Consider the following 20,404-nt stretch of genomic DNA (forward strand, 5'->3'; position numbering starts at 1 on the left):
TGTGTCCAAGTCTTAGCGGGCAGCATTGCTGTATCAATAGCTAACGCCAGTGATCAGACGATGACGTCTGAAGATGAGGTCTTCTTTCTTGAAGAGATTGTAGTAAATGCCCGCAGGGTGGAAGAGAGCCTGCAGTCAGTGCCGGTTACCGTGACCGCATTGGACTCTGACGCTCTAAGAGAGGCAACCATTACCTCGACCACTGACATTCAGCAGAATGTACCCGGTATCTTTCTCGGCGGCAGTGGTGGACCACAGAACCCCCTGTATGTGATTCGAGGCCAATCGAAGGGATTGATCGGCACAACCTCTCCCGCTGTGGTCAGTTACTTTGCGGAAGTGCCACAACCGGCCTGGGGCAGCGCGGTACCGCAATTTGATATGGACAGTATTCAGGTTCTTAAAGGACCACAGGGAACGCTATTTGGTCGCAATACTACCGGTGGGGCTATTCTCTATGCACCGACAGCTCCTGATTACGAGCTCAGTGGCTATTTAGGCGCCACGTTGGGGGCTCACAGCCAGCAGCGAGTTCAGGGCGCGCTCAATATCCCCCTGGTTGAGGATAAGGTAGCTCTGCGGGTGGCGGGTGATATTCATCAGCGCGATGGCTACACCGACAATATCGGAGTCGGCGGCGATCTTGATGCAATCGATACCGAGCTCTTCCGGATCTCATTGTTGACCGAGTTCGGTGGCTTTAGCAATACGCTGATCATCGATTCCTTTAAAAGTGATAACGACGGTTTCAATGTTTTTCCCACAACGGTTTATGAGCCCTCCGCTCTAAACGCTCTGGGTATTATCGATCAGGTCAAAGCCGATGTTGATCTTCTGCAAGGGTACGGAAAAGACACCAACAATTCCTCGTTTGATCAGCGGGAGGAAAACGAGCGCCTGACGGTGATTAACCGAACTGAATTCGAAATCGACGACAATCTCAGTATATTGAACATATTTGGCTACCAGACTACGGATTTGGACTACGCGCCTAACATCGATGGAATCCGTACCTACGAGAGCCCGGTAGTGAAAGCAGGTTTGGTTGCCGCCGGCATTCCGGAATCCTTAATCGTCAGTGCCGAAACGTCAGTTGTCAAAGCGCGACTGATCGATCAAACCAAGCAGTTTAGCAATGAGATTCAATTGCGGGGCTCTTCATTTGATAGTCGCCTCGACTGGATCGTAGGTGCATTCTACCTGAAGAGCGAACCGGACGGTGTTGGCCAGATCAACACGACTTCTGTAGCCCAGACCAAAGTAGAGACGCTGATTCCTGGAATGGAGACGTTCTTCACCGACGGTGGCGGCCAGCATTTCTTCCTGACCGACGAATCCAAGGCGGTGTTCGTGCACGGAGAATACGATCTGACCGATGCGATTTCAGTTGAATTGGGTATCCGTTACACCGAGGATGACTTCGAGCTTTGTCTGGGATCAGATGCGATTCCCACCTGGCTTGATAGCGACCCAGGTTTCTTTTCAGAATCCGCTTGTCGCAATAACGACACCAGCTTGATCGTGAACTCTGCGGTGGTAGAGCAAAGTTCAAACGCCACGACCTGGTCGTTGGGTGTGAACTGGCAGGCCACTGAAGAGGTGTTTGCATACGCGGTTCTTCGCCACGGCTACCGTGCTGGTGGCGCCAACGGTCCCATTTTTGGTGGTACCTTGGAAAGCTATCAGACCTTCGAACCTGAAGAAGTGGATGATCTGGAGTTGGGCTTAAAGATGGATTGGCAACTGGCAGGTATGCCGGTGCGCACAAATATTTCCTATTTCAAAGGGAAATATGAGAAAGCTCAGGGCGATTTGGCTGGAGGGATCACTACGCCCAGCTCATGTACCGAGGGAGTCACCCTTACGCCTGATGGAGACTGCAACGCTATTGATGATCCAACAGGAGGCGCTTTGGTGCTTAACGTGGGGGACACTAGCGTTGAAGGTGTGGATCTGGAATTGGTGGCTCGTCTTACTGAACGTCTTACGGTGAGCTTTAACGCGACCATACAAGACGCCGATATCGATAAGATCTACGAACAGCCCAACGCCTTTATTGAAAGTCGTATCTCTGGTGCCATTCCCTTTCTGTACTTCACCAACTCAGTATTTCAATCTAATTTGAGTTACGCGGTAAACTTGGGTGACTTCGCTGAGGAATTGGTAATCAACGCTAACTACTACAATACGTCAGCCGCGGTAAAAGGGGATACCGAGATTCCCAGCTACGATTTAACCAATTTGCGAGCAGATCTGTACGGTGTTGCTGGTAGCGCCTTTGACGTTTCTCTGTTTGTGAACAACGTGTTTGATGAAGAGTACGCGATTTCTTCGTCCATCAGTACTCGAGCACTTGGCTTGGACGCTCTGGTCTATGGGCCTCCACGCCTTTGGGGACTTGAAGCACGCTATAGCTTCTGATCAACGTCCTAACTGAATGCGTGTTTAGCCGCCTGCTGATCGGTCAGTAGGCGGCTTTTTTGTGCCCGTGATTATCCCAAAAGTAATTTGAGGAAGTAACATTGAACGACAATCAGATAGACAGTGACGAAAGCAAGCTGAACGTCATCATTCAATCCTTACTGGGAGGTGAAGTCGTCGCGATGGAGCGGCAGGAACGCTGGCGTCCCTCTTGGTTTGTGGATCTCAAACGTGATGGTGAATTGCTAAAGCTGTATATTCGAGGTGACCGTCAAAGCGACGTCGTACCTTTCCCGGAGCTGGAGCGTGAGGCCAAAATTCTCCAGATACTCGCAGAGCAGGGGATTCCTGTGCCCAGAGTATATGGCATGTGCCACGACCCGGTGGCAATTATCATGGAAGCTTCGGCTGGGACCAGAGATGTATTCAATGTCTCTTCTGACGAAGAACGCCGGGCTATAGCACGGCAATACATAGACGCCCTGGCCGCGATGCACGCATTGCCATTGGAGCCTTTTGTTGACATTGGAGTGGCCTTACCAAACGGGACTGAAGAGATCGCGTTGGCTGGCCTTAACGCCTACCTTCCGCTCTATCTCGAACACAAAACCAGGCCCGATCCTCTATTGGAATTTTCCATGCGCTGGTTGCGACAGAATGTGCCTGACACTGCCACCGTCGCAAGCTTTATCGCGTTTGACGCCGGGCAGTTTCTGTTCGATAAGGGTAGGGTGACAGCGCTCTACGATTTTGAATTTGCCATGATTGGTGATCCACTAACCGATATCGCTACCATGGCGATGCGAGACTCCTACGAGCCAACGGGAGATTCAATCGGGGCGCTTTGTGATTATTACGGTCAGATCACAGGAAAACCGGTGGATATTAATGCGGTTCGATATCACCATGCCTTGTTTGCCACCGTGGCGTGCATGCAATTTTCCGCAGCGCTCAAAACTCCGAAGGCTGGGGATCCTCACGATGTCTATCTGGAATGGGATCTGGCGTTACGCAAAACCTTGTTGAATGCACTGTCTCATAACCTCGGAGTCGAGCTTCAGGAACCCGCCTCGTTACAGCAGCGACAACCAAAGGATCGGGCGCTGCGGTACATGATTGCGGACAAGATCGAAGACGTCAGTAGTGAGACAGATCGGCGAGACCTGATCTTGGCGCTTGAGCGCTTGCTGGACTACAGTGGCGTGATGAATCTCCATGGTGAGGAGCTCGAACAAAGGGCATTGACTGAAGCGGAGACATTTGTTGGACGTTGTGAATCGATCAGTGAGATGGAAGAGAAGATGGAGAGCTTTGTACAAAAGGTAGAATCGACGCAGTATGGCGAACTGTTGCAGTACTTTTATCGCCAGCATCAACGTCGCATTGAGGCTTGCACGGATATTGGCATCGGTCAATCCGCTCTTCATATTCAAGAGGATATTCTGAGTTAGTATCGGTTGTCAGCGTGAGCCCCTTAGCTCCTCCATTGGCTGTAAAGTTACACTGATGGTCTAGTCACCAGATTCTTGGAAGCCACCTCCTTCGTCGACCAAAATTCTGGCGAGGGTATTTGGATGGGTAATCATAGCGTTGTGGCAGGCATCAATTTCCACCAGTGAATCTACGCCCCCCAGATTGGCGATAAAACGGCGTTGTTGCGCGGGCCGAAGAGAGCGGTCGCGACAGGTCAGAATCCATTGGCGGGTAAAACTACGAAAGCCCCTTCTCTCGACTGGTTGGCGGGCCAAGTTGGCAGATTCATCACACAGACTATCGAGCATGATTTGATGTTGCTCGGCAGTGGCGCCATTGGTGAACAGCCATTTGGCCACTGGTGCAGGCATAGGTTTGGTGACATTCTTATTGCGCATTAACCAGCGTGTGACCCAGCTGATGGGGGGACGCAAGGTATCGACAATAGACATTCCTTCGGGAGGCACACAGCTGGCGAGAAATACTACGCGCCGTACCAACGTCGATCCGAGCTTGACGGCTACCCCGGGCAGTACAATTCCAGCCATTGAATGCCCTACCAGAATTACATGCTCAGGTTCAGTGTCAAGAATTTGCCGGCAAACCGAGTTCACAGCTTGCTCAACGGTGAGGAAGGCAAGGTCACCTGACTGGGTCTTGCGCCCTGGGAGGTCAACCGCGAGGGGGTGAAAATCTCCTTTGAATTGACGAATCGCATGCAGCGTTGGGGTCCAGCAATGACTGGTATGCTGACCTCCATGAATCATGGCGATGGTTGTTGTAGGCATGGTTTATTCTCGCTCCTGGTGTATTTCGATATATCAGTCATCTCCGACATAGGGTTCGGTGTGGCTCCAGCGCTCGATCAGTGCCGCTCTGCGCTCTGAACCAAAATCGGATTCATGTTCATCATCGTCGGGGTGCAAAAAGGTAGGACCATTCGGCAGCTCCTGAAGAGCCTTCTGCATGACATCGTGGGGACTGTAGACTCCGGGTATTCGGTCGTTGTCCCAGCCATCGACATTCGATTTTCTCATTTGTTTGCGGAGTGTTGGCGTGTCGACTACCAAAATTAGAAAATTTAGCACATCGACCCCCATATCTTTGAGTTCCATCCATAAAGATTCGCCAAAGTTAAGCATGAATCCTTTGGAGGCGGTGTAGAGTGCGTACTTTTTATTACCGCCCAGGGCAGCATGCGAGCCCATCAACAGAATGCCTCCTCGCCCGCGTTCAACCATTTTCTGCGCGATGTGATAACAGATGGTGGTTAGGCTGGTGGCACCTAAAGCAATTAGATTTTGCCAGGTTTCCAACGGAGCCTTGATGAAGTCACTAGCGTAGGCGGGGGCGCCCGCGTTATAGATCAGCAAACCTATATCCAGATCCTCAACGCGAGTGAGGGCCTCGTTGGTTGAATCCGGTTGGCTCAAATCGGCAACAATGCAACGGGTATCGATGCCATAGCGCTGTTGCAATTCCTGGCTCAGTTCGTCCAGTGCGCTCTCATTGCGAGCTAATAATACGCAGTTGATTCCCTCCGCCGCCAGCTGGTGTGCAGCCGCCGAACCAGTTCCATGCGAGGCCCCAATAATCAGTGCCCATGGCCCATACCTTTCCAGTAACGTCGTCGTGTCGAAAGAGGTGTTGATAGAAATCTTCATAAGCTTTCCCATTGATGGTTATCGATTTTTGACCAGCAATAGACTTCCGGCCAGGGGACCGCCTCCAGAAGCGGCAATCGCCACATCGTGAGCGTGTGATTGGCGAGCTCCAGCGCGCCCCCATAACTGTGCGCAGGCTTCATGTACGTATCCGAGCCCGTGGGTGCGACCACCGGAGAGTTGCCCACCATTGGTGTTGATGGGCAGTTGTCCATTGAGTGCAATGCGGGAGCCTCCTTCGACAAATTCTCCACTTTCGCCTCGACCGCAAAGCCCCAGCGCCTCCAGCCAGATCATGGTGAAAATTGAGAAGCCATCGTAGAGCTGAGCAGAGCCAACATCAGCAGGACCCAAATCGGTTCTAGCCCACATCATCGAAGCGGCGTCGATGGCGGCCATACCGGTAAGGTCGATTTGTTCCCAGGACCAGGGTTGGTTGAGTGCGGAGCCAATAGCTTCAAGCGTGATTGGTGGATTGCGACAATCTTTAGCGATGTCTTTACGAGACAATACGATAGCGGTAGATGCATCGCAGTGAACATCACAGTCGAACAGGCGCAATGGCGTCGAAATGAGCCGCGATGACAGGTAGTCTTCCATACTCAGCGGCTCGCGGAAAACGGCTTTTGGGTTGAGCGCTGCATTGGCTCGGCAGGTCAGGGCAATCTGCCCCAGTTGTTCGGACCTGGTACCGTATTCGTAGCTATGCCGTTGTGCATAGAGGGCGGCCAGATTAATGGCCGACTGTACATTGTAAGGCGTGTACCATTGCCAGAAGAAGCTGGTGTCTCGGCCTACCGTCTTATTGCTTAGTGCGGTTGCTGTCTTGTCCGTTTGGCGCTGAGTGGCTTCAGTGATGGTACGGAATACCAGCACGTGATCGCACAAACCGGCTGCTATAGCCATGGCGCCGTTGATGACACCTGCTAGTGGACCCGGCCCCTCATACCCTCCGCCGAACCAGTTTACATTCAGACCAAGGGTGGAGATCAGTGCATTGGGGCCAACGGGGGAAAATGCTGAGCCGTTGTTGTTGTCTCCTGGCCAGCAGGCTACCCCGTCGATGTCGGATTTTTTCAGTCCAGCGTCTTCTATGGCTTCCAAGGCTGCGTCCACGGTGAGTTGCATCGCCGACAGTGCCGACGGACGGCCTACCTCAGATTGTCCGATGCCAGTGATCGCGACCTGCTTCTCTCCTATGCGTTCAATATTCATGTCTGCACCTCGAACAGGGGGAGCCAGATGTCTTCATATCGTTCGAAGCACACTCGTACCTGCAAACCAATGCTGACCTGCTCGGTTGGGCAATTAACGATGTTGCTTAACAGTCTTAATCCTGGCTGTTCATCGAGCTCGACGATGGCGACAACATAGGGAATGTCTAACGTCGGGTTCCATTGCTGATAGTTGATGGTATAGCTGACAATTTGGCCGTGGCCGCTGACAGCTTTGGGCCCGACTCTGTTGCTACAACAACTGGGGCATACGGGACTCGGTGGATGAAAGTAGCGCTGGCAGTCAGGACAGAAGTGAATCAACAGTTGCCCCTCAGCGCCTCCTTGCCAGAAGTGACAAGTATCTGCCGTAAGGGCGGGTAGTTTTCTACTCATAATAGGCCAACGTCGTTGTGATACCTGGAATACGGTCGATTCTAACTTAAAAACTGTACACATTGAAGAAAAGTGTTTAATATTTCTCTTGTAGCCCCCATGAAAGCATATAAATTCAGGCAGATGTTCTTTGTTAGGGAAGAGCTCTAAGTTCGTGCCTTCATAACCAATTCACGCACCATTAACCTAGATGAGGCACCTTGGTGAGATTAGTAACTTTCAGTAATGAGCAAGGATTGGATAAAGCGGGTGCGCTGATAGAAAGCGATTCTCTGGTGGTCGATTTGCAGCAGGCAGCATTGTCAGCCGGTCAGCCGCATTTGGCGTTTTCAAGCGTGCTGACGTTAGTCGAAACGGGTGATGAAGCTTTGCAAGCAGCGGCGGCGCTGGTTCGTCAAGCGCCCACCGATGCTGTGCTGGTGCGAGACGATGTTCGGTTGAAGGCGCCAATCCAGCCGCCTCCACAGATGCGTGACTGTTCTTGTTTCGAACTCCATTTGCAACAGTGTTATGAAGCGGCCCGTCGTGCAAAGGCGGCGAGATCTGCAGACCCCGCTGCGGCGCTTCGTGAAATGGATACCAGTGAAGACGACAAGGTCATCGAAGCGTTTCGACGTCAGCCCATCTACTACAAGTGCAACCGTTTTGCCGTGGTTGGACCAGACGATGATGTACTTTGGCCTAGCTACAGTCGATTGATGGACTTCGAATTGGAGCTCGCTTGCTATATCGGCAAACAAGGTCGAGACATCAGTCGCGACAAGGCACGTGAGCACATTGTTGGATTTACTATTTTCAACGACATGAGTGCTCGCGATGAACAGGGACGGGAAATGCCGGGAAAACTGGGTCCTGCCAAAGGAAAGGATTTCGATACCGGTAATGTTATGGGGCCATGCTTGGTCACTATGGACGAAATAGAAGATCCCTATGATCTGACTATGATTGCGCGAGTCAACGGCGAGGAGTGGGGGCGTGGCAATACCCGCGATATGCTCTGGCGCTTTGAGGACGTGATTGCACATATTTCCCGTTCTGAGACGCTTTATCCCGGTGAAGTATTGGGGTCTGGAACCGTTGGCAACGGTTGCGGTCTGGAGCAGCTGCGCTACCTCAAGCCCAATGATGTTGTGGAACTTGAGATTGAACAAATCGGTACACTCGCCACAAGAATTGTAAAGCCCGAAAGTTGATCGACTAGCGTCGTCACCATTCGGTTCTGCGGTAATTTATAAACCGTACAAAGAAGCACAACTTGAGTGCCGTAAAGAATTGACGGCCTTGTATACAGAGGAGTATTGCGATGACAAAAAAGGCGCAGAATCAATTGTCCGATGGAACAATGATTTCCGATTTAATCGATCTGGAGACCCGGGAAGTGCAATTGCGCACCTTGGCAGACAGGGAAATCTACGATTTGGAACAAGAGCGGTTGTTCGGTAAAACCTGGCTGCTGTTGGGTCATGAAACCGAAATTCCGAATGCGGGTGATTTCATTCAGCGGTATATGGGTGATGATTCTGTATTGGTGGCTCGGGCCAAAGATGGCGAAGTTCACGTGTCACTCAACGTATGTCCGCACCGTGGCATGAAGATCACTACCAGCGAATCTGGTAATACACAGGTGCATACCTGCATTTATCATGGGTGGGCATTCAAATCGGACGGTCAGTTTCTGGGGTCGCCTGTTGCCGATCAGTGCATGCACGGAAAAATAAAAAGTAAGGAAGAACTTGGCCTGACCAAGGCGCGCGTGACTCTATACGGTGGCTTGATATTTGCCACATGGAATATAGACGGTCCTTCCTTTGAAGATTTTCTCGGTGATGCCAAGTGGTACTATGACATGTTGTTCTGCCGTACCGACGCAGGCCTTGAAGTCGCTGGCCCGCCTCAACGTTTTATCGTACGTGCGAACTGGAAAACCGCTGGAGAGCAATCGGCGGCCGATGGATTCCATACCTTGACGTTGCATCGTTGGTTAGGTGAGGTAGGTAACTATTCCAAAAAAGGCGAAGGTGAGGGCAAGGGCAGTGACCTGACCGAAGAAATGTTTGGGGCGGAAGTCAGTTCGCCTCACGGTCATGCCTTACGTTGTATTGATTTGAGCCGTAAGATACGCCGCTTAACCGGTAAAGATCCTTCGGAGTTAAGCGTGGAGGAGCGGTTGAGAACGTTGCCCCCTCCTGGTATGACTGCGGAAATGGTGGATCAGCTCAAGAATCATTTCAGTGATGAACAGCTGGAAGTAATGGCGTGGATGCCTCCTCAAGTGGGCGGTATGTTTCCGAACATCATCTTCGCGTTTCTCTATATCCCCCAACCAGACGGCACCGTAGTAGGTTCCTTGGCATTGCACACCTATGTGCCTAAGGGGCCGGATAAGCTTGAATTCACCAATTGGATATTGGTTGAAAAGGGGACGCCACCAGAACTGAAGGAAAATATGATCATGCAGACAACCCAGCTCTTGGGTACCTCCGGCATGGTTGAGCAGGATGACTCTGACACCTGGCCTCACATGACGCTTTCTGCCAAAGGCGCGCAGGGTAAGAAACTGACCCTTAAATATCAAGCAATGTATGAGACTGGAAAGCCGGAGGGGTGGCCCGGGCCGGGTATTGTCAATGAAGGTTTTACCAAAGACGATACACAATGGCACTGGTGGTTGTACTGGCATGAGTTGATGACAAGCGAATCTTGAAACATTGCGGCCACTTGAAAGGTTCCGCCAATCCCGACAGTGAAAAAATATCGTAGGAGTTAATGATGAGCGCTCATAACATCACCACCGATGAACAATCGGTACCGATTGCCATTGGCTCGGAAACCTATAATGAGATGCTTCAGTTTTATTACACCGAAGCCTCTTTGTTAGATAATATCCGTCTCGAAGAATGGGGGCAGATGTTGGCAGAAGACTTGAAGTACGGGGTGCCAATTCGTCAGACCCGTATGGTTAAAGACACGGATGCAACCGTCGTACGATCAGTTCAACACTACCATGACGACTATCGCTCCATTATGGGACGAATCCTCCGCTTGAGCGGAAAGAGTGCCTGGGCCGAAGATCCTCCCTCTCGGGTGCGTCGTTTCGTTTCCAACATACAAGTATCGAAGAGGGAAAACAGCGATGAATTTGAGGTGGTGAGTTATCTTTTGATCACGCGCAACCGGTTTGACGATGATTTCTTCGACCTTATTCCCTGTGAACGTCATGATTTGGTACGCAAAACGGAAACTGGACTGAAGCTGGCCAAACGAGAGGTCATTTTGGATCAGGCGTTATTGGGTACGCCTAACTTGGCCATTTTTCTCTAACAAGCGTGACGTGGAAAGTTCCATCGAAAGCGCCGTGCTAAAGCACGGCGTCCATCAAAGCTCCAAGGTATTTTTGATTATTGGTGGAGTCCGTCGGAGTTGTCAGCCGTTGTGAAGGCGTCATCGCGTAGCCAGTCTCTATCAGTGCTACAAAGTGAGTACGGGTCGCTGCTGAAATCTTTGGTAGAACCCAGGACTCGCAGGGCTTCAGTGGCACGCTCTGGTTGTTGTGCATAGCAGTGGCCAAGTTTTGCTGCGTGGGTTTCCAGGTCGAGATCGCGTAGTCGACCTAAAGCGATGATAGCGCTACGGCGTAACACAATAACCGCTTCAGCCGTATACGCATCGAGATTCTTGATCGCCCAGTGCGAAAACCCCTTGCCGAGGTGCACGCCCTCGTAAGGGAACGGGCTACAAAGAGTGTTGTTCAAAACGGACCACTCCACAATTAACTTGTCATTTCGCCAGAGACGTGGGTGGGTCTGACCCTGTTGGTGTCGTGGTACTTCCATGAAGTAGCGCAGGCGGGTATCTCCTCGGGCTGCAGCTGCTAACGCCAATCCAGCCATGTCCAGCTGATGGGTACACTGCAGTCGGGCGTCAGTGTGTCGATGGATGGCGGCCGCAGTGTTGATTACTGGAACATATTCCAGCTTGCTTAATTGAGCGCTGGCATTAGCACAGAGAGTATAAGGTGTACGCAGTGCCCTAGCACAAGTGGCGGTGACTTTCTGATTACATAGACGCAGACACACTTGAAAGTGATGGTAGTCGTCTTCGAGAGCAACCTTGGCCACTCCGTCCTCAGTGGAGCCGTGGATGACGATTTCAATTGTGCGCCAGAAGCTGGTCATAACTGTTTAGTACTCCAAATGAAGGCAGTGGTCGTTGGATCACTAACCAAATACTGATTAAATCGTATGTATACAGTAGCAGCATATTTGTTCAATTATAACGGTGAGGAGGTTTGTTGATGCGTTTACTAGAGAATAAGGTTGCCGTAGTAACAGGAGCTGGTGGCGGCATTGGTCGTGGCGTAGCGCGGCGTTTTGCCCGGGAGGGCGCCGCAGTAGTGGTCGCTGAAATCGATGAGAAAAGTGGCCGCAAGACAGCGAAAGAGCTGGAACAACTGGGTGGGCGCGGTGTATTTGTACATACCGATGTAACCAGCAAGGACTCAGTAGAGGCGGCAGTAAGGAGCGCTGTAGAGTGCTTTGGTGGTTTGGATATACTAATCAACAACGCTTTTGTTCCTACACCCAATGTATTACTCGAAGACAAAACTGACGAGATGTTAGAGCAAACGCTGACCTCTACCATCAAGGCGAGTTGGTGGGCTATGCGCGCGGCGTTACCGCTGTTTCGGTTACGCGGAGGTGGAAAAATCGTGAATTTCTTCTCCATTGATGTGGACATCGGTGCGTGGCTGCACGCGGATTACAATACAGCCAAAGCAGGTATTGTGGGTCTAACGCGCAGCGCCGCGGCGGAATGGGGGCGCTTTAATATTACGGTTAACGCCGTCGCACCTACAGCGATGGGGGCGACGTTTCATAAGTTAGCCGCAGACAACCCCGGCTTTGCCGAAAAGTCTGCCGCGATGCGGCCCATGGGACGTTGTGGTGACCCAGAAGAAGACGTTGCGCCAGCGGTGGTGTTTCTGGCCAGTGATCTATCGCGATACGTCACCGGTGAGACTTTACACGTAGATGGTGGCCTGCATCTGCCCGGATACAACTCCCGTCCAGAGGGCATACCTATCGTTGATGTCTCGCAATCACGAAGTAAGAGTACATAACTCTTAAGTTGCACAGATAATAATAAAGTGTTTAAATTATAGATTCAGATCATCCACGCCTGCCAATCCAGGCGGCAATAACTTCTGCGTTGTCGAGCTCCGTCTTGTCAGCACCAGCGAAAGGAAATGAACCATGCTTATTGATCTTCACGCTCATGCCCCACACCCGGACTATTACAATCAACACCCTCATTGGGGACCAGCGTTTGAGTTGCAGGACGATGGAGATGTTAAATTGCGCGTCGGTGATTGGGTGCTTACGTTGGGGGCACCAGAACGCAAAGCTGCTTTGCGTAAAGCTCACGCCGAAGGCAAGACACTCGACGTGAGTGAGTATATGGAAAGATGGCGTGATCCCAAGACCCGCCTGGCCGGTATGGATGCAGCTGGTCAGAACGCGCAGGTGGTATCGGTACCCAGTCACTGCTACATGTATTGGGCTGAGGCTGAATTTGGTGTGCCCTTTGCCCGAAAAGTCAATGATGTGTTGGCTGAATACTGCTCCGCCGCTCCGGATAGACTGATGTACTGGGCCCATGCCCCATTGAATGTACCCCAGGAAGCTGCAAAAGAAATTCGCCGAGCCTGTACTCAGCTCGGGGCTAAGGGTTTGGTTGCCGGTGGTTCGAACTTTGGAGGTTTGGAATTCGACTCTCCGGAAATGGACCCAGTCTGGGAAGCGCTTTGCGACCTGGATTTACCCATGTTTGTTCACGGCTACAACCAGTCGGTCACGTGGGGTGATAAAGCCAATACTGATCGCTATGAGACAACGGCCATCGTCGGCATGAACTATGACGAAGCTAAGTGTTTTTGGTATTTGATCAACGGCGGCGTTTTCGATCGTTTTCCCGATTTGAAAGTCTATATAACCCATGGCGGTGGTTTCGTTCCTTTTCAGTTGGGCCGCTTTGCGCAAACTAACCCGAATCTGGACACCTTCCACAACAAAAAGCCATTTCTGGATTACATGAATAACTTCTATTTCGACGTCGAGTTGCATGAGGTTCCCATGCGCCAGGCAATGGTGGACATCATCGGAGCGGACCGCGTGTTGTACGGTTCCAACTTCGGAGGCAGTGATGCGGTGCGTCACGATCTTACCGATGGATTGACGTTGTCCAAGGATGATCTGGACAAAATTCGCTGGCGCAATGCGTGCGAATTATTACACCTGGACCCCGCAAAGATTGGCAGCCCGGCGACGAGTAAGTAATCATGAGATTAGCTCGATGTAAATCCAATCAAACTGTGTTTTGGGGATTGGTGGATGTGGAGGCTAACACGGTTCAACCCATTGTGGGTAGCTTTTCGGATTGGAGCGCACAATTGATCTCCGCTATCAATGCTGGCGAGGCCGAAAGGGGAGAGGCGGCGCTGGTACGACAAGGTGGTCCGATATTCTTGAGTGAAGTGCAATTGCTGCCTCCGGTAGAACCTGTCAATCGAGTGGTCGTCGCTGGAGCGAATTACGCCAAGCATTTGGCCGAAGATTTTGGCCTGTCTGCGCCCCCACAGCCGGTCGCGTTTCTGAAAGCCTACGGTGCCCTGATTGGAGCCCGTGACGACATTCGCTTTCCGCCCTTAACGGAGGAGCTCGACCACGAGGTGGAACTGGTCGTGTCTGTGGGCCTCACGCCGATAGATTTGGACAACCCTCTTCGCAGCGTGTTGGGTTATACCGTAGGCAATGATGTTAGCGCGCGCGACTTACAGCGAAGTGGACCCAAGGGCATCGGTATGGATCTGTTTGCGGCCAAGAGCCAGGACCGTACCACCGGAGTAGGCCCCTGGATTGTGACGCGCGATGAGTTCGAGGAAGGCAGTCCGGAGCTGTCACTGAAGTTATCCGTAGATGGTGACTTACGTCAGGACGGCACGACGGCAGACATGACATGGGATGTTGGGCAGCTGATTAGCTTTGTCGAACAGCGTTCAAGTTTCAGTGCTGGCGACATTCTTTTTACGGGCTCGCCTGACGGTGTTGGTCAGGGAACGGGTAAGTTCCTAAACCCTGGTGAGCTGGTGGAAGCCAGCATTGAGGGCATAGGAAAGCTCGCCAATACCGTGGCCGAAAAAGCCAACGCCTGACAAGGTGCCACGAACGCCCTGCAGCCAGTGCGTTTGATCTTCACCCATATTGATCCGCCCAAGGATCAACGATCCGGACCAAATTATGATTGAAAAAACAAACAAAGTCGCCGTGGTGGGTTCTGGACTGATGGGCACGGGTATCGCCCACGCCTTTGCCAGTAGCGGATATCCAACGCTTCTGATCGATACTAACCCGGAAGCACTAGCCCGTGCAGAAAAAAGCATTTACGACATTCTCGATGGTGGCGTAGTTAAGGGGAAAATGTCAGAGACTCAAGCCATCGAGGCCAAAGCCTTGCTGTCTACCGCCACCGATTTGGCGCAGACACCTGCCGATACATCGTTGTTGGTGGAAACAGTATCGGAAAAGCTCAATATCAAGCAGAAAGTCGTCAAGGCCGCTGAAAGTGTATTGAACGCAGACACCATTATTGCTACCAACACATCGGCGTTGAGTGTAACTGAGATTGCAAGTGTATTGGAGCGGCCCGAGCGCGTGATTGGTATGCATTTTTTCAACCCAGTACACAAAATGAAATTGGTGGAATTGGTGCTGGCTATTGCGACCAACGAGGAGACCATTGCCGCCAGCAGAGATTGGTGTGAGGCATTGGGGAAAACGTCTATTCTGGTGAACGAGTCTCCCGGTTTAACCACCAGTCGCATGTCCGCCATGCTGGGCAACGAAGCCATGTGGATGTTGCAAGAAGGCACCGCGAGCGCGGAGGACATCGATATCGCGCTGAGGATGGGCTTCAATCACCCCATGGGGCCCCTGGAGCTTGGTGATTTGACCGGTTGGGATACTCGACTTTCAGTGCTGCAATACCTGCATTCAACCTTGGGGGAAAAGTTCCGCCCTTGCCCACTGATTATTAAGATGGTTGCGGCCGGTCGCTACGGCCGCAAAACCGGTCACGGCGTTTATCAGTACGATGAAACTGGAAAGCGAATATCGGGCTCTGGTCTTAAGGGCAGCGCGCTGTGAGCGAGGTCTACATAACCGACGCGGTCAGAACCCCTATCGGGCGTTATCGCGGTAGCCTGGCCAGCGTGCGCGCGGATCATCTAGGTGCACACGTACTGGACGCGCTGCTGGTCCGTAACAGAGGTTTAGACGTTGGAGATGTGGACGATGTCGTATTCGGCTGTGTGACCCAGGTAGGCGAACAGTCCGCCAATATTGCCCGCACTTCGGTGCTTGGCGCGGGCTGGCCAGACAGCATTCCAGGCCTGACTATTGACCGCAAGTGTAGCTCCGGTGAGGTGGCGGTGCATGTGGGCGCCGGATTGATCGCTGCGGGTTCAGCTTCTGTGGTTGTTGCTGGCGGCGCCGAGAATATGAGCCGTGTCAGAATGGGGGGGAATCGGGATGTATACGGCGAGGCCTTCGGATGGTTGGCCAGTGAGCGGTGCGAGTTGACCAGTCAGGGCGAGGCGGCGGAACGCCTGGCTGACAAATGGCAACTCACTCGTACCCAGCTGGATCAGTTCGCGGTCGCCAGCCACGCTCGTGCTGCCGCGGCGGCGGAAAACGGCTATTTCCAGAGTGAAATAGTACCGGTACCCGTCGCCAGTTTAATGGAGAAGAGCTGGGATCAGCCCGCACCTGAGAGTTTTTCGGAAGACGAGACCATTCGTCCCGGGAGCAATGTCGAGAAACTGGCTACGTTGCAAACCAGTTTCCGCGAGGACGGTTGCTTAACCGCTGGTAATTCCTCACAGATATCGGACGGTGCGGCTGCGTTGTTATTGGCCTCAAAAGCCGCTTGTGAGCGCTATGATCTAAGGCCTCGTGCGCGTGTTGTCAGTTTTGTTACCGTTGGCTCAGACCCTACCTTGATGTTGACCGGCCCGATTACGGCCACCCGAACAGTGCTAGCCAAGTCTGGTCTGAGCATTGATGACATCGATCTGTTTGAAGTCAATGAAGCCTTTTCTTCGGTGCCATTGGTGTGGCAGAAGGAATTGGGAGTGGAGACCGAAAAGCTCAATGTTAACGGTGGGGCGATCGCGCTGGGACACCCGCTGGGTGCCAGTGGGGCACGCATCATGACGTCGATGCTCAACGAGCTGGAACGGCGAGGCGCTCGTTATGGTTTGCAGGCCATTTGTTGTGCTGGCGGTATGGGTACCGCGACGGTTATCGAACGTTTATAACGGGAGATTCTGGGTGGATGACCAATCTTTAGTGTTGGTCTGGGAATCCTCATGACGGACAGGTGAATACTCAAACATGGCCCAAATTAGACGGAGACTGTTTCTGTGAATATAGATTTGACAGACAAGCGAGTGATTATCACTGGTGCCTCCCGCGGTATCGGCAAAGCTATCGCCAGGGCGTTTGCTGAGGAAGGCGCGCGTGTCGCCGTGTGTGCCCGTAATCTAGACGCAATTGAAGTGACGGGAACGGAATTGTCTGCCTGCGCACGAGCGGTGATAGCCAGGTCTGTGGACGTGACTGATAGCCGCGCAGTAGAGACGTTCGTTGCAGAAGTGGCGGATACCTGGGGCGGAGTTGATGTGCTGGTGAATAACGCCGGGCAAGGTAAAGGCGGAAATCTTGAGAGCTTGAATCCTGAGGATATTCTCGACCACGCCAATATTCTACAGATGGGACACTTCCGTTTTACCAAAGCCGTCGTGCCCCACATGCGCGCCCAACGTTGGGGGCGCATTATCGAAATTAATGCATTGGCAGGCACTATTCCAACACCGGAAGGAATTCCCTCCGTGATTAATCGGGCGTCTTGCGTGGCTCTGTCAAAGACCCTGGGAATGAACCTGGCGAAGGATAATATTCTGGTCAATTCTCTCAATATGGGCTGGATCGACACCGGTCAATGGGATCGTCACTACGCCGAGATGGGACCCGGAGTAAGTCGAGAGGAGTTCGATGAAATGGTACTTAAAGTTGTCCCTATAGGGAGATTCGGCAAGCCAGAAGACATCGCTGGTATGGCGGTCTTTCTCGCCAGCGAATACGCCAGCTTTATTAGTGCAGCGTCTATCGACATTGCCGGAGGTATGCAGGGGCAGATTGCCTACTATCCGACATTAAAAAAAGATTTCGTGCTAGCGGTTAAAGATCGTCAGGCAAAGCAGTCGTGATGATGGAATACAGCGCTATCCCAAGAACCAATGTGGAGTAAGTTATGTTCGATTTATTGATGAGTGCCGATATGATGTTGGAAGATCCCGACGGTATGGCAGAGCTGTTGAGCGAAAAGCTGGGTATCTACCAGCATAAACGCTGGCGGCAGGCGTTTGACAATCACCCCTATATCGCCCATTTTTTGCGAGTGCACAAATCGCTGGCAGTATCTCCTACCCGTATCGAACCACAGTGGCACTTGGACAAGCCCAACCCGGGTGACCCGATGTTTCACGATTTTCTGGAGAGTCTCAAGGATTACCAGGGGCGTCATCGCCCGATGATGACCCATGCAGTGGTTGTCTCCTTGAGCAAGCCCGATTTCGATGCACTGATCAGTAAGCTGATGCGCAGAGACATTCCATTCCGGATGGCACAGCGTACCCCGGAAATGCCGTTTGATCGCCTGTGGCTAGGTACCCGCCCGGAAAATCCGATTTATTCACCCGAGGTTGATGGTGGTCTCTGTATTGAGGTTATGGGAACCGAACCGCTGTGTATGCCGGAAGATGTCTTTGCCGATGAACCTGTTCAGCCGACCGACCTAAATCCTGGGGATATGGTTCGAGTTAGTGCTCGCGGATTTTTGGTGAGGGATTTGGACGATACCCTCAGGCGCTTGTCAACCAATCTGGATTGGGAGCCCAAAGAAGTGGTTCAGCTCAACGGCGAAGGCTACCGTCGTGCGCGTATGCCGTTCCGCGCACTCAACAGCGCAAGTCTGGATCTGATTGAACCGACCTACTGGGACAGCGATGCGGGTCACTACCTGAATAACTGGGGACCTGGTTTGTATTATATTCGTATTGCGGTCAATGACCTTAAAGCCAAAGCCGATTTGCTCAAGGAGCGAGGAGTCAAATTTAGCTGGGTTGATGAGTCTGAAGCTGCCGGTGGAGGATCTTTGATCCGTGTTGATCCGTCTGAGTTACGTGGTCAGATGTTCGAGTTCGAGGAGGTTTGAAGGTGGACATGACGTCGAAGTCGGTACGAACTGAAATCGTCAATGACTCGGTTAGCCTTGAAGTGGAAGGCAGTATTGGCTGGGTAGTCCTGACTCGTCCGGATCAGATCAATGCGATCAACGATGATATCCGGACCGGTGTACCGAACGCGTTACAGACACTGGACGGTAATCCTGAGATACGGGTGATCGTAATTCGAGGCCAGGGAGAGAGAGGTTTCTGTGCTGGTGCCGATATTAAAGAGATTCGCCCGCCGGAAACGTCAATCGAAACTCGACAGAGAATGGGATCAAACCGCTGGATCGAATCACTTGATCGTATTGAAAAGCCGGTGATTGCCGCTATCCATGGATATTGCATGGGGGGCGGCCTGGAATTGGCACTTGCCTGCGATATTCGCATGGCCGCACCCGGCGCGGTGATGAGTCTACCCGAAACGGCGCTTGGTCTGATTCCCGGAGGGGGTGGAACTCAACGCCTGCCGCGAACCGTCGGGCAGGCAAAAGCCATGGACATGATGTTAACGGGTGCTCGGCTCAACGCCAAAGAGGCATTGGCAATTGACCTCGTGACCCGTATGGCAACGTCTGATACAAGCTTGTTGGACGATGTAAGAGCCTTGGCGCAGGTCATTGGTCAACGACCGCCAGTGGCGACACGCTTTGTTAAAAGGGCTGTAGCGGCGGCGAACGATCTCGAATTGAGCAAGGGTTTTGACCTGGAACTGGATCTTTTCGCGTTTCTGAAAACATCCAGCGATGCCAAAGAAGCCGCATTGGCCTTTAAGGAAAAGAGAGAACCTAATTTTTCGGGTAATTGAGCGCAGGCAGGCGTTGGTATTAATCGACGCCAGTTTAGCGGTATCACAAAAAGGCGAGTGTTGAAGCTCGCCTTTTTGTTGGCATGCCATCCTTGTTTACATCTTGTTAGAACCGAGTTCCGCGAACAGCTCGCGCGTGCCTGCCAGTGATGGGGTGTGGCTGCAGAATCCTCCGTCAACACTCAATACTGAACCGGTTACAAACGAGGCTTCATCGCTGGCCAGGAACGCCACCGCATCGGCGATCTGACGAGGAGTGCCCAGCTTCGGGGTGAGATGGTTGTCACGGATAATATCCAGCAACTTCTCCGGCATGGTTGCGTGGGCATTTTCCGCAGGCGCTAAACCGATCAACAGTGCGTTGGCCCGAACCCCCTGTTTTCCATATTGCGCGGCGATCGACTTTGCCAACATGATGAGGGCAGCTTTGGAGGCCGCGTAGGCTGACAGCGTTAGGTCACCCATCGTGCCAAGGCCTGACGTTGCGTTGATCACAGACCCGCGTTGCAGCTTTATCATTTCGGGAATGCAGTGCTTGCTGCACAGCATCGCACCGCGAAGGTTGACCGCCATAGCCCGGTCCCAGGCGTCGACGTCCATATTGACAACATCCAGATCGCCGCTACGCTGTTCTTCACTTAAGATAGCAGCGTTGTTGTGAAGTATATCTATACGACCAAACTCTCCCACCGCGATTTGAACCATCGCCTTTACGGAATCTTCATCGGAGACATCTGTCTCAACGGCGATCGCATCAGCACCTTTATCACGCAGTTCGACAGCAACTTGTTGAGCGGCGTTCTGATTGAGATCGACCACCACGATACTGGCTCCGTGAGAGGCAAGAACTCTCGCTGCTTCCGCGCCTAGTCCACCGGCAGCGCCAGTTATGACGGCAACACGGCCCGCTAATTTACCTGAATTCATAAAATCATACCTGCCCATTGTTATCTGTACGGCCGTCACGGCCTCCCAATACAGATATTATACATATATAGAAAAAATGTATAAATATAACGTCTGTTTCTCCAAGATTTCTACAGGATTTCCTTTGAAGGAGCTACAAGCCCCAGAATTCGGGCTT

Annotated in this window: 19 protein-coding genes; 13 read left to right on the top strand and 6 right to left on the bottom strand. The window is 52.2% G+C overall.

All coding sequences use genetic code 11. From position 1 onward, the window contains the following. Positions 1-60: 60 nt before the first annotated feature. Both HBA55_RS31150 and HBA55_RS31155 read left to right on the top strand, forming a co-directional pair. Positions 61-2,421 carry a TonB-dependent receptor gene (locus tag HBA55_RS31150; RefSeq protein ID WP_166999632.1) on the top strand — a complete coding sequence of 787 codons (2,361 nt, stop codon included), beginning with the start codon at positions 61-63 and terminating at the stop codon, positions 2,419-2,421. 101 nt (positions 2,422-2,522) lie between these two features. After that, a complete protein-coding gene (locus HBA55_RS31155; protein WP_166999634.1) occupies positions 2,523-3,872 on the top strand; it encodes a phosphotransferase family protein in 1,350 nt (449 codons plus the stop codon). 60 nt (positions 3,873-3,932) lie between these two features. Here HBA55_RS31155 and HBA55_RS31160 read toward each other — a convergent pair whose 3' ends face one another. The 4 genes from HBA55_RS31160 to HBA55_RS31175 are packed head-to-tail and all read right to left on the bottom strand — an operon-like array spanning position 3,933 to position 7,168. Next, a complete protein-coding gene (locus HBA55_RS31160; protein WP_166999636.1) occupies positions 3,933-4,682 on the bottom strand; it encodes an alpha/beta fold hydrolase in 750 nt (249 codons plus the stop codon). 33 nt (positions 4,683-4,715) lie between these two features. Beyond that, positions 4,716-5,558 (bottom strand): SDR family NAD(P)-dependent oxidoreductase, encoded by an 843-nt coding sequence (locus HBA55_RS31165; RefSeq protein WP_166999638.1) that lies wholly within the window; start codon positions 5,556-5,558, stop codon positions 4,716-4,718. A gap of 18 nt (positions 5,559-5,576) precedes the next feature. Further along, positions 5,577-6,773, bottom strand: coding sequence for a thiolase family protein (locus HBA55_RS31170; RefSeq protein ID WP_166999640.1), 1,197 nt, complete (start codon positions 6,771-6,773; stop codon positions 5,577-5,579). Then, complete coding sequence (locus tag HBA55_RS31175; protein WP_166999642.1) at positions 6,770-7,168, bottom strand: Zn-ribbon domain-containing OB-fold protein; 399 nt, start codon at positions 7,166-7,168, stop codon at positions 6,770-6,772. Before HBA55_RS31175 ends, HBA55_RS31170 begins: the two co-directional genes overlap by 4 nt. Before the next feature lie 203 nt (positions 7,169-7,371). Between HBA55_RS31175 and HBA55_RS31180 the strand changes: the two genes are divergently transcribed. From HBA55_RS31180 to HBA55_RS31190, 3 genes are all read left to right on the top strand, one after another. Beyond that, positions 7,372-8,361, top strand: a complete 990-nt coding sequence (locus tag HBA55_RS31180; RefSeq protein ID WP_166999644.1) for a fumarylacetoacetate hydrolase family protein — start codon at positions 7,372-7,374, stop codon at positions 8,359-8,361. A gap of 110 nt (positions 8,362-8,471) precedes the next feature. After that, positions 8,472-9,872, top strand: a complete 1,401-nt coding sequence (locus HBA55_RS31185; protein WP_166999646.1) for an aromatic ring-hydroxylating dioxygenase subunit alpha — start codon at positions 8,472-8,474, stop codon at positions 9,870-9,872. Positions 9,873-9,937: 65 nt separating this feature from the next. Beyond that, complete coding sequence (locus tag HBA55_RS31190) at positions 9,938-10,489, top strand: aromatic-ring-hydroxylating dioxygenase subunit beta (protein WP_166999648.1); 552 nt, start codon at positions 9,938-9,940, stop codon at positions 10,487-10,489. Between the two features lie 77 nt (positions 10,490-10,566). Here the strand turns inward: HBA55_RS31190 and HBA55_RS31195 are convergent, their stop codons facing one another. Continuing rightward, positions 10,567-11,343 carry a hypothetical protein gene (locus tag HBA55_RS31195; RefSeq protein ID WP_166999650.1) on the bottom strand — a complete coding sequence of 259 codons (777 nt, stop codon included), beginning with the start codon at positions 11,341-11,343 and terminating at the stop codon, positions 10,567-10,569. Between the two features lie 119 nt (positions 11,344-11,462). On the opposite strand from HBA55_RS31195, the gene HBA55_RS31200 reads away from it, so the two are divergent. The 8 genes from HBA55_RS31200 to HBA55_RS31235 all read left to right on the top strand — a co-directional run bounded on the left by HBA55_RS31200 (position 11,463) and on the right by HBA55_RS31235 (position 19,320). Beyond that, positions 11,463-12,287: an SDR family NAD(P)-dependent oxidoreductase gene (locus HBA55_RS31200; protein ID WP_166999651.1), complete on the top strand. Its 825-nt coding sequence runs from the start codon at positions 11,463-11,465 to the stop codon at positions 12,285-12,287. Positions 12,288-12,420: 133 nt separating this feature from the next. Continuing rightward, positions 12,421-13,503: an amidohydrolase family protein gene (locus tag HBA55_RS31205; RefSeq protein ID WP_166999653.1), complete on the top strand. Its 1,083-nt coding sequence runs from the start codon at positions 12,421-12,423 to the stop codon at positions 13,501-13,503. Between the two features lie 2 nt (positions 13,504-13,505). Further along, a complete protein-coding gene (locus tag HBA55_RS31210) occupies positions 13,506-14,378 on the top strand; it encodes a fumarylacetoacetate hydrolase family protein (RefSeq protein WP_166999655.1) in 873 nt (290 codons plus the stop codon). Positions 14,379-14,463: 85 nt separating this feature from the next. Beyond that, on the top strand, positions 14,464-15,369 hold the full coding sequence (locus HBA55_RS31215) for a 3-hydroxyacyl-CoA dehydrogenase (protein ID WP_206020062.1): 906 nt from the start codon (positions 14,464-14,466) through the stop codon (positions 15,367-15,369). Continuing rightward, positions 15,366-16,541: an acetyl-CoA C-acyltransferase gene (locus HBA55_RS31220; RefSeq protein WP_166999657.1), complete on the top strand. Its 1,176-nt coding sequence runs from the start codon at positions 15,366-15,368 to the stop codon at positions 16,539-16,541. The genes HBA55_RS31215 and HBA55_RS31220 overlap by 4 nt, the downstream gene beginning before the upstream one ends. A 105-nt stretch (positions 16,542-16,646) precedes the next feature. Beyond that, positions 16,647-17,492 (top strand): SDR family oxidoreductase, encoded by an 846-nt coding sequence (locus tag HBA55_RS31225; protein WP_166999659.1) that lies wholly within the window; start codon positions 16,647-16,649, stop codon positions 17,490-17,492. Between the two features lie 44 nt (positions 17,493-17,536). Further along, on the top strand, positions 17,537-18,499 hold the full coding sequence (locus HBA55_RS31230) for a VOC family protein (protein WP_166999660.1): 963 nt from the start codon (positions 17,537-17,539) through the stop codon (positions 18,497-18,499). Positions 18,500-18,507: 8 nt separating this feature from the next. Further along, entirely contained in the window at positions 18,508-19,320 is an 813-nt protein-coding gene (locus tag HBA55_RS31235; RefSeq protein WP_166999691.1) for an enoyl-CoA hydratase/isomerase family protein, read from the top strand. A gap of 96 nt (positions 19,321-19,416) precedes the next feature. On the opposite strand, the gene HBA55_RS31240 is transcribed toward HBA55_RS31235, so the two are convergent. Next, entirely contained in the window at positions 19,417-20,247 is an 831-nt protein-coding gene (locus HBA55_RS31240) for an SDR family NAD(P)-dependent oxidoreductase (protein WP_166999662.1), read from the bottom strand. Positions 20,248-20,404: the final 157 nt, after the last annotated feature.

The sequence above is a fragment of the Pseudomaricurvus alkylphenolicus genome (assembly GCF_011683955.1).
Lineage (GTDB): Bacteria > Pseudomonadota > Gammaproteobacteria > Pseudomonadales > Cellvibrionaceae > Pseudomaricurvus > Pseudomaricurvus alkylphenolicus.